Origin of the sequence: Raoultibacter timonensis (genome assembly GCF_900240215.1) — a bacterium.
GTDB classification, from domain to species: Bacteria; Actinomycetota; Coriobacteriia; order Coriobacteriales; family Eggerthellaceae; genus Raoultibacter; species Raoultibacter timonensis.
In genome coordinates, this window is the sequence record NZ_LT964679.1 from 2,007,541 (window position 1) to 2,021,168 (window position 13,628).

Genomic DNA, 13,628 nt, shown 5'->3' on the forward strand with positions numbered 1-13,628 from the left:
CTTCCACTTTCCGGGAACGCACCCGCATGGCGGTCGAGACGCCCACGCGGCAGCGGGCGCAACTCCACAAAACCGAATCCGAGCATGACGCATTCCGGAATGCGAAGACGAGCGCTATTCTACCGCATCGTCCGCAATTGGCAAGTACGGCGACAGCGCTTCCGCCACCGACGGTCAACGTTTTGGCGTGCAGGCCCGAGCGAACGAGACGATCAGCGCCCCATCCTTATAGCGGGCACCCGCAACCTCACGCCCGCGAAGGCATGCGGGCAGCGCGACACGGCGCGTTTGGTTTGCGAGCGATACGATCAAATGATCTCCGTCTTGCAGCAAGCCCAAATCCCGTTTGTCGAAAAACGGGACAGCGAGCGAAAGCTCGTATCCATCGGTCGTCTCGCACAGCTCGATCGCACAAGACCGCGCGAGCACTTCGGCAGGGTCGATGCCGCCGTACAGATCACCCGCCGCCTCCCGCAGGTTCGCCACCCCACGCAACTCACCATGGCGAAGCGCCAGACGCAGGATAGGCACGTCGACGAACGCCTCCCCGATCTCATAGAGCGACGTTCGCTGCAGCTCGGTCCACCGATCGAAGTAGCCCGCCAGCGCATCTTCGGGATAGAGCCTGTTCACGATCACGGCATCCACGTTATACCCGTAGAGCGAGAGCCACGAATAGGCTCGCTTCGCCTCCTTGACGACGATGCGCTCGGCGGTCGTGACGACGCGCAAGCTCACCCGATCGTGATCGACCAGCAGAGCGCGAAGGCGTTCGAGCCGACCGACAAGGGCCGCCACCTCATCGAACAGCTCGTCTTCGGGCATGGGTATCTTCATAACGCCCTCGATGACCGGGCGGCCCACCTTGAGCGCGGCGCGCTTCATCGGAAGCATGTCCTCGATGAACGATCCGAGGCGCTCGGGGTACTTGAGCAGCGAAAGCGTCTCGCCCGTCGGCGCGCAGTCGACGACGAGCACGTCGTAGAGTCCGCTGTCTTCGATATCGAGAACGGCCAGCAGGGCGAAGAGCTCTTCGAGTCCGGGAAACACCAGCAGCTCGTCCGCTTCGATGCCGTCTTCCGCATGGCTCGTCATGAGCAGCCGAAGGTATTCCTGCATGCGACCCCATGCAGCGCGGCCCGCAACCACCGGGTCTATCTCAAGCGCCCAAAGGTTCTCTGAGACTTCGACGGCTTCGCTTCCAACGGGCACGTCGAGCGCATCGCCGAGGCTATGGGCCGCATCGGTACTCGCGACAAGCACGCGTTTACCCCGTTCGGCCAGATGGATCGCCGTTGCAGCAGCGACACAGGTTTTCCCCACGCCGCCCTTACCCGTATAAAGGATGATTCTCATAGCGTATCTTCCGATCTACTCGATGGGAATGGATTGCATGCCGGAGCGGGAGCTTCGCTTCGCCGAGACGGCCGCGCTACCCTCGCATGCGCCCGGCGACGCGCTCCGAGAAGGAGCATGCGAGCCGTCGAGCACATTGAGCGCGGCTGCCGAGCACGCGCGCACGACAGCCGCGGCAGCAAGGCGGGCTTCGGGTGGCACGAGCAGGGCCATCGCCTGCGCTTCCAAGCGCTTTGCCTGCAGCATCTTCTCAACGAAATCAGCGTTCATCGCGCGCCTCCTGATCGAACTCAACGGTCAACAGCCCGTCTTCGAGTTTCGCCCTTGCAACCTCTGCGCCTGCAAGCACATTCGGCAGCGGAAGGCATCGGGTAAACCCGCCGATGCGCACGGCGAGATCGGCGCCGGCACGATACAGCTCGAGCGAGCCCTTCTCGGCAAGCGGAACGAACAGGCTCAAACGCCAACCGCTTTCGGTTTTTTCGTAGCGCTCGTGCTCGACGTTCGGCGCTTGCTCGAACGTCGATTCGTCGGGCATGGCTTCGGATAGACGGCGGATGCCCGCAACGCCGCAGATATCGGTCTCGTACCAGGGCACCTGCGCCATGGGCACCTCGGCGAACACGTGCTCGAGCCCTTCGATACAACGATGCTGGATATCAGCCCATTCGCAGAAAAACCCCGTCGTCGCCTCGACGGGCAGTACGCGGTTGACGATCACCCCGTCAACGCGGTATCCGAACAGGTTCAGATAGAGATAGTTGCGCTTCGTCTCCTCTACCACCATCTTCTCGGGCAGCGTAACCACACGTACGGTGGTTTTCTCGCCGTCTTTCAGAAGCGCTTGAAGATCGAGGAGGCGCGCATAGAGCCGCTCGATGTCGGACATCGCATGTTTATCGGGAAGCTCTACTTTGAGGATCTTCTTCGAAACGGGCGAGAGCACGCGCACTGCGACCTTCCCGATCGGGAGCCATTTCTCCACATACCAGCTCAACAATTCTGGAAACTTGAGCAGGGCAAGCGTTTCTCCCGTCGGCGCGCAATCGACGACGATCGAGTCGTATTCTCCGCTTTCGGCGTAGTCTATCAGTTTGAGGAGGGAGAACAGGCCGTCGAAACCCGGCAGGGAAAACGGTACCTCATCGGCCGCTCCTATGCTGCCCATCATCGACGTAATGCCGCGCACCATGTCGCCGTACTCGGTTTCCATGATGCGATCGGCATCGAGCTCGATTGCATCGAGGTTTTCGACAACGTGTACGATATCGGGTCCGATCCGACGATCGAGCACATCCCCGATGCTGTGCGCCGCATCGGTGCTCACCACAAGCGTCCTCGACCCGCGCGAAGCCGAACCCCACGCGCAGGCGGCAGCAACGCTCGTCTTGCCAACACCCCCCTTGCCGGTGAAAATTCGTATGCGCGTCATGCTCGCTCCTTACTTCTTTCATCGAATTATTCTTTACTCGAACTATTTTCCTGAGAAAAACGGCGTCGCCGCCGCTCTTCTGACTGCACCTGAAACCCGCGCGTACCGACCCGGTCGCATTCGGCTCGCAATCGGCAAGCGCTGCCCGATAGGAGTACCGCCTTGCTCGCCTGCTCATTCGATGGCGATGCGCTTAACGCCCCTTCGTCCCGCACCCGCCGTTTTCGCCGCACCCGCTTCGCGAGATAAAAGCTCGGGGATCCTGCCGACGACCTTGAGGAACACGCGCTGCTCTTCGTCGGTTAGATCGCCGAAGAGCACGCCTACCAGTTCGCCGACGTTTTCCATGACATCGGCCACCTGCCGTCTGCCCTGCTCGGTAATGCGCACCGACACCACGCGCTTATCCTGCTCGCTTCGCCAACGCTCCACCAACCCGCGGCGCTCGAGGCGGTTCGCGATGCCCGTCGCCGTATTGAGCGGAACCCCCACATAATCGGCAATGCCCGACATGGTGGTCTCCCCCGCACGATACACGTGCACCAACGCCAAAAGCTCGTTTTTCGAGCAATCCATAAGAACGCTCTGCCAGCGTTCGGCGGCAAACAGATCTTTCGACGCATCGAGAAAATCCCAAATCGTGCCCTCAAGAGGGAATACGGGCTGCTTCGTCGATGCTGTCATTTACTTCCTTTCTCGAAGTAATTTAATTCTTACACCGAAGTATTCCTTTGTCAAGAAAAATTCTCGCAGCGCATGGCTCGCGGCGCATGGTCCAGCTCGACCAGCAGCGAACCCGCCCCCGCTAGAGCATCGGCACCCAATGCCCGACCGGACGTCTCCGCTTCAGCGCATCACGCGCTTCACCACTTCGAGGGCAGGGGGCAAAAAGAACGGTTGCAGGCGACGGCGAACCTCTGACAACGATGCGGGCACGTCGATGCGCTGGGGACACTTCTTCACGCACGCGCCGCACGATATGCAATCGCTCGCAAGGCGCGAATTGTCGCCCATAGCCCCCGACGCAACAACGTACTGGTACATCCCCGCGAAACGACCGGTCACGAACGAGGTGTTGTATGCCGAGAACAGCGCGGGAATGTTGATGCCCTTCGGGCAGGGCATGCAATAGTTGCACCCCGTGCACGGTACGCGGTAGCTTTCGCTTATGATGCCCACAGCTGCGGCGACGGCGGCGTGATCGGCCTCGCTCATGCTGCCGGGCAGCGCTCGCTCGGCAACGGCGGCGTTTTCCGCAAGCTGATCGAGGTCGTTCATCCCCGACAGGAGCACCGTTACCTGGAGGTGGTTCCATACCCAGGCGAGCGCCCACGCTGCGGGAGACGCGCTCGGATCGACCTTCTCGAACTCTCGCACCGCATCGCGCGGCAGGCCGCCCGCAAGCTTGCCGCCCAGAAGCGGCTCCATCACGATGACGGGCAGGCCCCGCTCGGCGGCAGCCTCGAGCCCCGCGCGACCCGCCTGGTAGTTCTCGTTGAGGTAGTTGTACTGAATCTGGCAGAAATCCCAATCGTAGGCATCGAGCATGCGCATGAAATCGTCTTGCGAACCGTGGAAGGAGAACCCGATGCGCTCGATCGCGCCGGAGCGCTTCTTTTCGGAAACCCATCTCTCGATACCCAGATCGACGAGCCGTTCCCACTGCTCGAAGCTCATGATGTTGTGAACGAGGTAGTAGTCGATGCGATCGGTGCGCAGCCGATCGAGCTGTATGCTGAGGAAGCGATCGAAATCCTCGAACGACGTGCACGACCCGTGCGGAAGCTTGGTGGCAATGTGCACGCTGCCGCGCAAGCCGTTCTTCTCGATGATGGCGCCGAGCACCTCTTCGCTGCCCCGGTACAGATAGGCCGTGTCGAAGTAGTTGACGCCCTTGCCCACCGCATCGAGCACGAGCGCTTCGGCCTTGTCGGCGTCGATGCGACCCAGCGCCGTGAGGGGGAAGCGCATGCAGCCGTACCCGAGGGCCGACAGCCGAGCTCCGCTTCGCGGGTCGATCCGATATTGCATGGGGCCTCGCCTCCCAGTAAAATAAGTTACATGATGTAATTTAGGTACTATAAGTTGCACTCCGCAACTTGTCAAGGAAAACGGGAGCGGAACATGCCAAAAGCAGACGGCTCGTTCAAGCGAGCGCGCACCGACGAGCAGAAGCAGGCGCGCATGGAGGCGATCCTCCTTGCAGCCGACACCCTGCTCGACGTGCATGCGTACCGCGATATCACGATGACGATGATCGCCGACGGCCTCGGATTCTCCCGCGCGAACCTCGTCCACTACGTTGCCACCAAAGAGGAGATCTTCCTGAGGCTCTACGTGCGCGACATCGAGGCGCTCGCAGCCGATGTTGCCGTTTACCAGAGAAACGAAGCGCAGCGCATCCCTGCCGATGCCGAAAGCGGCGAGGACGACGGGGGTGGCGCCTTCGAGCGGTTCGCCCGATTCTTCGCAACCGCCTGCATGCGCCGTCGCAACTTCGGGCGCATCGGCGCGCTGCTGACGACGATCATCGAGACGAACGTCGACGTCGAGGCGCTTACCGCCTGCAAGAGAAGGATATACGCGGCGGCAGAAACTGCGGCAACCCAGATTGCTCGCCTGTTCGGCTTTCTTGCGCCGAGCAGCGCGATGGAGCTGATCATGGCAACGACGCACTACGTTTCGGGGCTCTATCCCGCTGCACACCCGAAGCCCGAGCAGATCGAGGCCATGCGCAACTGCGGTATCATCGGGTGCGAAGAGACTGCCCAGCCCTTCGAGCCCGCGCTCGAACGGTTCCTCGTCGTTCAGCTGACGGGATACCGCGAGCTCGCCCGCCGCTAGGCAGACGACCGCCGCCCGGCTTCGTGGCAGAAAAGTGACGGCGTTCGTCGCCACCCGGAATCTCTTCTGAGGCCAGATTTCAGGACGTGTCGCTGAACAGGGGCGATGAAGCGGTCTTGTTTTGCAGCCTGCGCCCCATCGTGCCGAACGGGCTTAAACGACGAATACCGTCCTTTTTCTGCCACGTTCCGACGATTCCGCCGTTAGGCTAGAGCTGGCATGCGCCGAACGCCGCAGCGCACCACGCACCCTATCCGAACGACATGATCACCACGACGAACGCGACGGTGAGCACCAAGCCGCCCACCATAATGGCCCAGATGGCAGGCCGTGCATAGTTAAAGGTCCACCCCACCCCGAAGCGGGCGGGCAGAAACAGGCTCGGATCGTCGCGGTTGAAGTAGAATATGCCGAACTTCCAATGCGCGTCGTCGTCGGCAAGGATTTCTTCGCTTGCCCCCATGCGGGCGAATAGGCGCGCGCCGCCCTGGCCGTATACGACCGAAATGGCAATGCCGCCTACAACGATGAAGAGGCACACGACCATGATTACAACCGCGCCCTGCATGAGCGAGACAAGCCCGATGAACGAAAGCGGCATGAGGATGATCGCAATGCAGATGGCAAGGCCCATCGCCAACAGGAAGATGCTCTGCGCGCGGGCGAACATACCGTAGGCGAGAGCCGAGGTAGCGGGTGCGTTCGGATCGGACAGGCGCTTGGATCGCAGGATGTTCCAGTGCGAGAACACGAGGCACGCTATCATGAACAGCTGGATGAGCACCGGCATGAATACGATGAACGGTGATTTGTCGACCCACCTGCTCACCTCCCCGTCGAACCCGACCTGCATGGGGATCACGTCGGGCATGCTCGCATACCCCGCAATGCCGACGCCGAGCGTCACAAGCAGCACCGGCACGTACAGCAAACTCCATTTGAGCGAGATGGCGCGGGGCACATCGCGCTCCCCCACCACGGCGACCGCCTCCTGCGCCTCGGCGCGCCAACCCTGCTTTGCCTTATAGGTCGAAACCTTTTTACGGTAATGCAGCATGAGCGCATACCCGACGACGCAGATACCGAGCGTGCCCACCACAACGATCGCCAGAACACCCGAGGGGATGCTGAGGGCGATGAGCGCGAACCCCACCGCCGTAAGCGCAGCGGAAAAAACGAGCATGATCGCGAGGTAGCGGCGCTTGAGGCCCTTGAGATACGGATCGTTCGCCGCCGATTCGGGAATCGTAACGGTAAAGCACTCGCTTTTCTTCATGAGGTACGGCGTTAGCGCCATGAGCACGCCGACGATCGGCACGAGAACGATCGTCAGACCCATAATCACGGTAGTGTCCATCGACGCATTCATCTATCGCTCCTCCTTATATGCCCGTTCGGCCTGCGCGGCGGCGCGGGCAACGAATTCTTCCTGCGGACCGCCGTGGGCACGGTATTCCAGCGCAAGCGCAAACAGCGCTTCATCCATGCGGGCGAGCCCGGCTTCCGTCTGCGCGGGTCCGTGATCGGCCGGATCGGCCACATAGGCGCCCGAACGTCCCCGCATGACCACGTACCCCTCGTCGCGCAACACCGCGTAGGCCTTGTTGACCGTATGCAGGTTGATGCCGAGATCGCTCGCAAGCGAACGAACCGAGGGAAGCGCATCGCCGGGTTCGAGCGTGCCCTGGGCGATGGACGCGATGATCTGCGACCGCAACTGCAAATACAGCGGCTCGTTCGACTTCTGGTCGATTCGTATGATCATTCGATCCCACCCCTATTCCTGCAACGGCGCCGCTGACAATTTCCCGAACAAGAGCCACGCAGCCGCAACAAGCGCGACCGAGAAGATGATAGCACCGATCGCCCCCGCCGCGGCCGTCGCGAGAACGCCGGCGAGCACGATTGCAAACCCCGAGAACACCGTGATCGTAACCGCAACCGAACGCTTCACGGGCTCGTATTCGCTCTTCCAATCGAAGCGCGGACGACGCGCATCGACGAACAGACCGAACACGGTAACGAACACCGCCACCGACGCCGGCACGATCACGGCCAGAACCCCCGACAACAACCCCACCCCGAATGCAATCGAGAGCAGAACACCGCCCACCAGCACCGAGGGGATCGCGATCGCAAGGCTCAAAAGCGCTTTCGCCCCGAGCACCGTCCGCGCCGATACGGGCGCGGTATACATGAGCCATCGGCTTTTGCCCTCAAGCGAAACCGAGGCAGCCGTCGTCGAGGATATGCCGACGAAGAACGCCATCATCCACGGGAGGAAGGCGGCAATGAGTGCGCCCACCTTGCCGCCCATAATTTCGGGCGGCAGCATCCCGAGCGCGGACGCAGCCGCAGCCGCGATGCTGGCAACCAGTACGAGCACGTATCCGATGCACGAGTTCATCAGGTAGATGGGCGTCGATACGAGTCTGCTTGCCTCTTTGGCAAGCAGAGCCACGAGCGGCGAGCGCGGCTTGGCCGATGCTTCGTTTTTGCCGGCCGCGTCGAACGAGAACGAGCCTTTCGGACGACTTGCCATGAGAAGCGTATTGATGGATGCGAACCGATGGGAGATCAGGGCGATCCCGAGGGCAGCGGGAATGATCGATGCCGCCGCGAACAGCCCGAATGCCACCATATCGCCGCTCACGATGCCCGTGCTCGCCCATGCAACGGGCGGAAGAAGCGCCGCCATCGCCGAGAGCTGCTGGGCCAGAAACGCCATGATTTCGGCGTCGTCGCCGCCAGTCGAGCCCACTATCGCGTTGGGAACGACGATAATCGCAAGAACCGCCGCGATCGAAAGCACGACCGTCACGATATTGGCGTGGCGCATCCTCGCCGCAACGGCGGAGATGCCCACCGCAAGCAGCACCGCTACCGTCATGGGCAAAAGCGGCGCTAAAAACACCGAAAGCACGACCATGACGACCGAGGAGAACGAAACGCCCGCATACGTCGCATACACGCCGAACGCCGGCAGCATGGCGACCGCTCCGAACAAAAGAGCAACCGCATAGAGCGCCGCGAGCCGCGACAGCACGACCGCCATCGTGGTAACCGGCAGCGACATGACGATGTCGTAGTCCTTGAAAGCGAACAGTACGCCGTTCGCCTTGAGAAACGCCGCAACCGCCCCGGCGAGCGACCCCACAAGCACCGCAACGAACGGAATGTCGTCGGCAAGGCCGAAAGAGCCGAGGCCGAACGCCGCACCCAAGCTGTAGCCGACGCAGAGCGCACCGATGGCGATGACCGCGAGAAGGAACAAGGCAATGGACCGCTTCGCTTTTGCGCGATCGGTATGGAGGGCTTTGTTGAGCCCGAAGGTGCCAAGCAGCTGTATCTTGAGCAGAAGCCCCAATCCGTGCAACATCGCAACCGCCTACTTTCCCAAACCGAGGAAAACGGCCTCGAGGCCGGAATCGCCGACGACCTCTTCGGTCGGTCCGTCGGCGATGAGCTTACCGGCCTTGATGATGGCAACCTTGTTGCAGAGCTTCTCGACCACTTCGAGCACATGGCTTGAAAAGAAGATGGCCGATCCCCGCTCGGTCAGTTCGCGCATAAGCCCCTTCAGGATATAGGAGGCCTCGGGGTCGAGGCCGACGAAGGGCTCGTCGAGCACGAGCAGTTTCGGTTCGTGCAAAAGCGCGCCGATGAGCACGACCTTCTGCTTCATGCCGTGGGAATACGAAGAGATGAGGTCGCCGAGCGCCGGCGTAAGCGAGAGCTTGCCGGCATAGCGCTCGATGCGCTCGCGACGCACAGCGGCAGGAACCTCGAAGATGTCGGCGATGTAATCGAGGTACTGGATCCCCGTCAGAAAATCGTACACGTCGGGGTTGTCGGGCACGTAGGCCGTGATCCGCTTGACAGCGAGGGGGTCGGCGGCGATCGAGGTGCCGTCGATGCGGATGGTACCGCCGTCGAAACCGGCAACGCCGACCACCGAACGGATAAGCGTCGTTTTTCCGGCGCCGTTGTGTCCGACGAAACCGTATATATCGCCCGGCATAACCGTCAGGCTCGCATCGTCAACCGCACGCTTCGATCCGAAGGTTTTGGTGAAATGCTCGATTGAAAGTACCGGTGTACGCGTGTCCATGAGCGCTCCTCTTCTGCTTTGCCGTTTCGAAAACCCGAGGCCGCAGGTCCAATATGTCGCATCGTCAAATTCTCGCTTGCATTGGCTGTGCCTTATTGTTATATTTATGCTATAACAGATAGAACAGCAATGCAAGGGGCAATCGGGCGATACGGAACGGAGCATACCATGAAGCGAATCGGCATCTATCTGGCGATAACCTTCGCCATCACCTACGCACTCGAGATACTGGTAGTCATCCCCCTGGCCACCGGTACCGGTATGGGCAGCGCCCTTGCCGCGCCGCCCGTAGCCGTGCAGTTCATCATCGGATCGATGATGTTCATACCGGCGATCGGCGTGCTGCTCACGCGGCTCATCACCAAAGAGGGGTTCAAAAACGCGATGATCAAACCCGTCGACTTCAGGCATACGTTCAAGTACTATCTCATCGCCTGGTTCGGACCCGCCGCACTCACCGTTGTCGGGGCCGCGCTGTACTTCCTCGTCTTCCCGAACGACTTCGATCCCACCATGTCGGCCGCCGCGCTCATGATCCAGCAGGCCGCCGGAGCCTCGGGCGGAGAAACCATACCGGGCGACGTTATGCAGACGATGCTCTGGGCGCAACTCGCCGTTGGCGTCGTGCTCTCCCCCATCCTCAATTGCCTGACCTGCTTCGGTGAGGAATGGGGCTGGCGAGGCTACCTCGTGCCGAAGGTCCACGAGAAGCTCTCGTTTATCCCGACCGTTCTCATCACGGGTGTGATCTGGGGATTATGGCATGCACCCCTCACGGTGATCGGCCACAACTACGGCGTGGGGTATCCAGGCTGGCCGTTTCTCGGCATCTTCGCCATGTGCATCTTCTGCATCGTGATCGGCACGCTGTTCAGCTACCTCTCGCTCAAGGCGAAGAGCTGCCTGCCCGCAGTCATCGGCCACGGCGCTGTAAACGGATTCGTAAGCGCCGCCGCCCTCTTCTCGATATCGGGCGGGAACCCCTTCATCGGGCCCATGCCCATCGGCATCATCGGAGGCATCGGGTTCATCGCGGCCGCCGTCGCCTGCTGCGCAGCCATGCGCAAAGAGGAGCAGCGCAAGCCGGCCGAGCCGACGGCCTCAAACGCCTAGCGATTCGGCTCGGCTTAACAACTGCAGGAGAACAAAGGGTTCGCGAAAGCGGGCCCTTTGCTACCGCCCCTGCAGAAAGTCGATCGCGTACTGGGCGGCAACCATCGACCCTTTCGCGAGCACGCTCTCGTCGACATCGTAATAGCAGCTGTGCTGCGGATGGCTCGCGCCCACCTCGGGGTTGCGGCACCCGATGAACACGAACACGCCAGGAACGACGCGCAGGTATTCCGAGAAGTCCTCGCCCGAAAGCGTTCCGCGGTACTTGCCAAGCGCCTCGGCCCCCAGAACTTCCGCCACCGCGAGCTGGGCGCGCTTTGCGCATTTCACATCGTTGGAAAGCCCGGCGTTGCCCTCTTCGTACGTAACGCGAGCCACGGCGCCGAACGTATGGGCCGTCTTCTCGGCAATGTGCTCGATGCACGAGGGCAGTTCGCGACGCAGCTCGTCGCTCCACGTTCGCACGGTACCCGTCAGGTAGGCCGAGCCCGCCATGATGTTGCGCGCCTCTCCCCCATGAAACTCCCCCACCGTCACGACTGCGGGCTCGAACGGCGAAATGTCGCGGCTGACGAGGATCTGCAGCGCATCGATCATCTCGGCTCCCACAACGATCGCGTCGACGCCTTTGTGCGGCATCGAGCCGTGCGCGCTCACACCCTCGATGTCGATGCGGAACCAGTCGGTATGGGCCATCCGGCGACCCGCTTCGCACGAGAACAGCCCCGCATCGATTTCGCTCCAGATATGCGCACCGTAGATCGTATCGACCCCGTCGAGAGCGCCCGCCTCGATCATCTTGGTCGACCCGATGGATATCTCCTCGGCCGGCTGGAAGAGAATGCGCGCTTCACCCGCAAACTCCGAGGCGAGATCGCGCAGGATCCGCGTTGCGCCGAGCATCATGGCGATATGGCAATCGTGCCCGCAGGCGTGCATCATGCCGATCTTCTCCGACGCGTACGGCAACCCCGTCCGTTCGGTCACGGGAAGGGCGTCGATGTCGCAGCGTAGGGCGATAGCGCGACAAGCTTCCCCTGAAGCCTCCGCCGTCCCCCGAACCGAAGCGATTACACCCGTTTCGGCGACGCGCCGGTACGGCACGCCGAGGGCATCGAGCCGCCCGCAGATTGACTCCGATGTCGCATGTTCTTTCCCGCTCGGTTCGGGATGGGCGTGGTAGTACCTGCGATCTGCGATGATACTCGATTCGATCGCCGCGCCGATTGCCTTGATTCTCTCCGTTGCCCTCTGCTCCACACCATATCCCATCGCTCGCTTTTATCTCAAGCTTACCATAAACGAAAGCGACGGCGCCAACCGACGGTTCCGAACGCAACCGCAGGACGCGGCGGGCAACCCGCTACTTCACGCGCACAACGATATAGGCGAACGTCAGAACCGCGAACACCGCGGAAAACGCGAAGGCGAGCTGGTAGGCGAGCGCCGGCGTTGCAGCTGTAGGCGACACGACGGTGATGAGGTACACCATGGCCGAGGTGCCGAGCGACGCGCAGGCCTGGCGTACCGCGATGCAGAACGAGCTGCCGTCGGTGACGATGCTGCGCGGCAGATCGGCGAGGCTCCACGAGATAAGGGGCGCCATCAACCCCGAAACGCCGAATGCACGAAAGGCCTGGAACAACATGGTCACGAAAAGCGGCGTGTTCTCGTCGACGAACACCATGATGATCGACCCGAACGCCAGAAGCACGCCCGATACCATCACAACCGGCCGGATGCCGATGCGGTCGACGAGCGCACCGGCGACGGGGTTGAGGAACAGCGCCGCAAGGGTGCCCGGCAGAAGGACGATTCCCGCATCGAGCGACGTGCCCCCGCACAGCCCCTCGATGTACAGGGGAATGACGAGCGTGATGCCCATGAACGAAGCGTGGAGAAAGTTCAGCGCCATGAAGCCCGAAGTGAACTGCCGTGACTTGAAGATGCCCATGTTGATAAGCGGATCGTCAACCCGGTTCTGCCTGCGCACGAACAGAACCAGAAACAGAATGCCCAACACGAGCGGCACCCAGATGAACGGGCTCGTCAGCGCGAAACCGCTCGCGTTCGAGAACGCGAGCAGCAAGCCCCCGAAGCCGAGCGTCGACTGCATGAGCGAGACCGCATCGAGCTTTGCCGCGCCGTCGGCTGGTTTTTCGGCCGCAATGCACAGTGCCGTTGCCGCCGCAAGCACGATCACCGCAGCGAGGAGCAGGTAGAAGAAACTGCGCCACCCGAACGAGAAGATCATCGCCCCGCCGATCGTGGGCCCGATGTTCGGAGCAAAGCCCATGGCGATGCCCGCGATGCCCATGGCGGTAGACCGGCGATCCGTCGGAAACTTCGTCATGGCGATCGTCTGCATGAGGGGCATGAGCAGTCCCGTCGAAACCGCCTGGAGCACGCGGCCGCCGAGCAGCATCCAGAAGTCAACCGCTATGCAGTCGAGCAGCGATCCCGCGCAGAAGAACCCGAGCGCGATGAACACGTGCTGCCTGATGGAAAAACGGCGGGAGAAGAAGGTGGCAACGGGAACGGTCACGCCGAGCACGAGCATGTAGCTGGTCGTAAGCCATTGCCCGAGCCCCACGTCCACGCCGAATTCGCCGAGAATGCCGTGCATCATGGCGTTTACCGCCGTCTGCGAAAGATTCCCGAACGCGCCCGCGAGCATAACGATGGCGAACAGCGCATACACCTGCGCGCGCTCGCCTTTTATCATCGATGTTGCTGCCATACCGCCTGCCAAACCTCGTCCCTCAAACGTCC

General features: G+C 61.7%; 13 protein-coding genes. 2 read left to right on the top strand and 11 right to left on the bottom strand.

Annotated elements, in window-relative coordinates:
* Nucleotides 1-174: 174 nt before the first annotated feature.
* From C1722_RS08905 to C1722_RS08925, 5 genes are all read right to left on the bottom strand, one after another.
* Complete coding sequence (locus C1722_RS08905; RefSeq protein WP_102378916.1) at nucleotides 175-1,356, bottom strand: ArsA family ATPase; 1,182 nt, start codon at nucleotides 1,354-1,356, stop codon at nucleotides 175-177.
* Between the two features lie 15 nt (nucleotides 1,357-1,371).
* Nucleotides 1,372-1,626 (bottom strand): hypothetical protein, encoded by a 255-nt coding sequence (locus C1722_RS08910; protein WP_102378917.1) that lies wholly within the window; start codon nucleotides 1,624-1,626, stop codon nucleotides 1,372-1,374.
* Nucleotides 1,616-2,788: an ArsA family ATPase gene (locus C1722_RS08915; protein ID WP_102378918.1), complete on the bottom strand. Its 1,173-nt coding sequence runs from the start codon at nucleotides 2,786-2,788 to the stop codon at nucleotides 1,616-1,618. Before C1722_RS08915 ends, C1722_RS08910 begins: the two co-directional genes overlap by 11 nt.
* 174 nt (nucleotides 2,789-2,962) lie before the next feature.
* Nucleotides 2,963-3,472 carry a MarR family winged helix-turn-helix transcriptional regulator gene (locus tag C1722_RS08920; protein ID WP_102378919.1) on the bottom strand — a complete coding sequence of 170 codons (510 nt, stop codon included), beginning with the start codon at nucleotides 3,470-3,472 and terminating at the stop codon, nucleotides 2,963-2,965.
* Between the two features lie 162 nt (nucleotides 3,473-3,634).
* Complete coding sequence (locus tag C1722_RS08925) at nucleotides 3,635-4,819, bottom strand: aldo/keto reductase (protein WP_102378920.1); 1,185 nt, start codon at nucleotides 4,817-4,819, stop codon at nucleotides 3,635-3,637.
* Between the two features lie 93 nt (nucleotides 4,820-4,912).
* Here C1722_RS08925 and C1722_RS08930 point away from each other — a divergent pair, with 93 nt between their 5' ends.
* The gene (locus C1722_RS08930) at nucleotides 4,913-5,632 is read left to right on the top strand and encodes a TetR/AcrR family transcriptional regulator (RefSeq protein WP_102378921.1); all 720 of its coding nucleotides are present in this window, start codon (nucleotides 4,913-4,915) and stop codon (nucleotides 5,630-5,632) included.
* A 250-nt stretch (nucleotides 5,633-5,882) separates the two neighbouring features.
* Here the strand turns inward: C1722_RS08930 and C1722_RS08935 are convergent, their stop codons facing one another.
* Genes C1722_RS08935 through C1722_RS08950 form a run of 4 tightly spaced genes read right to left on the bottom strand, consistent with a single transcriptional unit; the run spans nucleotide 5,883 to nucleotide 9,743 of the window.
* A complete protein-coding gene (locus C1722_RS08935; RefSeq protein WP_244902506.1) occupies nucleotides 5,883-7,001 on the bottom strand; it encodes a DUF1648 domain-containing protein in 1,119 nt (372 codons plus the stop codon).
* Complete coding sequence (locus C1722_RS08940; protein ID WP_102378922.1) at nucleotides 7,002-7,397, bottom strand: GntR family transcriptional regulator; 396 nt, start codon at nucleotides 7,395-7,397, stop codon at nucleotides 7,002-7,004.
* Nucleotides 7,398-7,409: 12 nt separating this feature from the next.
* Nucleotides 7,410-9,011: a hypothetical protein gene (locus C1722_RS08945; protein WP_102378923.1), complete on the bottom strand. Its 1,602-nt coding sequence runs from the start codon at nucleotides 9,009-9,011 to the stop codon at nucleotides 7,410-7,412.
* 9 nt (nucleotides 9,012-9,020) lie between these two features.
* A complete protein-coding gene (locus C1722_RS08950; protein ID WP_102378924.1) occupies nucleotides 9,021-9,743 on the bottom strand; it encodes an ABC transporter ATP-binding protein in 723 nt (240 codons plus the stop codon).
* A 168-nt stretch (nucleotides 9,744-9,911) separates the two neighbouring features.
* On the opposite strand from C1722_RS08950, the gene C1722_RS08955 reads away from it, so the two are divergent.
* On the top strand, nucleotides 9,912-10,856 hold the full coding sequence (locus C1722_RS08955) for a CPBP family intramembrane glutamic endopeptidase (protein ID WP_146040636.1): 945 nt from the start codon (nucleotides 9,912-9,914) through the stop codon (nucleotides 10,854-10,856).
* A 60-nt stretch (nucleotides 10,857-10,916) separates the two neighbouring features.
* On the opposite strand, the gene C1722_RS08960 is transcribed toward C1722_RS08955, so the two are convergent.
* The gene (locus C1722_RS08960; RefSeq protein WP_102379602.1) at nucleotides 10,917-12,116 is read right to left on the bottom strand and encodes an amidohydrolase; all 1,200 of its coding nucleotides are present in this window, start codon (nucleotides 12,114-12,116) and stop codon (nucleotides 10,917-10,919) included.
* A 103-nt stretch (nucleotides 12,117-12,219) separates the two neighbouring features.
* On the bottom strand, nucleotides 12,220-13,596 hold the full coding sequence (locus tag C1722_RS08965; protein ID WP_244902507.1) for a DHA2 family efflux MFS transporter permease subunit: 1,377 nt from the start codon (nucleotides 13,594-13,596) through the stop codon (nucleotides 12,220-12,222).
* Nucleotides 13,597-13,628 lie beyond the last annotated feature (32 nt).

Coding starts and splice junctions, on each gene's coding strand:
- C1722_RS08920 (WP_102378919.1), bottom strand. CDS start 3,472: ATGACAGCATCGACGAAGCAGCCCGTATTCCCTCTTGAGGGCACGATT.
- C1722_RS08965 (WP_244902507.1), bottom strand. CDS start 13,596: ATGGCAGCAACATCGATGATAAAAGGCGAGCGCGCGCAGGTGTATGCG.
- C1722_RS08910 (WP_102378917.1), bottom strand. CDS start 1,626: ATGAACGCTGATTTCGTTGAGAAGATGCTGCAGGCAAAGCGCTTGGAA.
- C1722_RS08955 (WP_146040636.1), top strand. CDS start 9,912: ATGAAGCGAATCGGCATCTATCTGGCGATAACCTTCGCCATCACCTAC.
- C1722_RS08935 (WP_244902506.1), bottom strand. CDS start 7,001: ATGAATGCGTCGATGGACACTACCGTGATTATGGGTCTGACGATCGTT.
- C1722_RS08930 (WP_102378921.1), top strand. CDS start 4,913: ATGCCAAAAGCAGACGGCTCGTTCAAGCGAGCGCGCACCGACGAGCAG.
- C1722_RS08915 (WP_102378918.1), bottom strand. CDS start 2,788: ATGACGCGCATACGAATTTTCACCGGCAAGGGGGGTGTTGGCAAGACG.
- C1722_RS08905 (WP_102378916.1), bottom strand. CDS start 1,356: ATGAGAATCATCCTTTATACGGGTAAGGGCGGCGTGGGGAAAACCTGT.
- C1722_RS08940 (WP_102378922.1), bottom strand. CDS start 7,397: ATGATCATACGAATCGACCAGAAGTCGAACGAGCCGCTGTATTTGCAG.
- C1722_RS08945 (WP_102378923.1), bottom strand. CDS start 9,011: ATGTTGCACGGATTGGGGCTTCTGCTCAAGATACAGCTGCTTGGCACC.
- C1722_RS08925 (WP_102378920.1), bottom strand. CDS start 4,819: ATGCAATATCGGATCGACCCGCGAAGCGGAGCTCGGCTGTCGGCCCTC.
- C1722_RS08950 (WP_102378924.1), bottom strand. CDS start 9,743: ATGGACACGCGTACACCGGTACTTTCAATCGAGCATTTCACCAAAACC.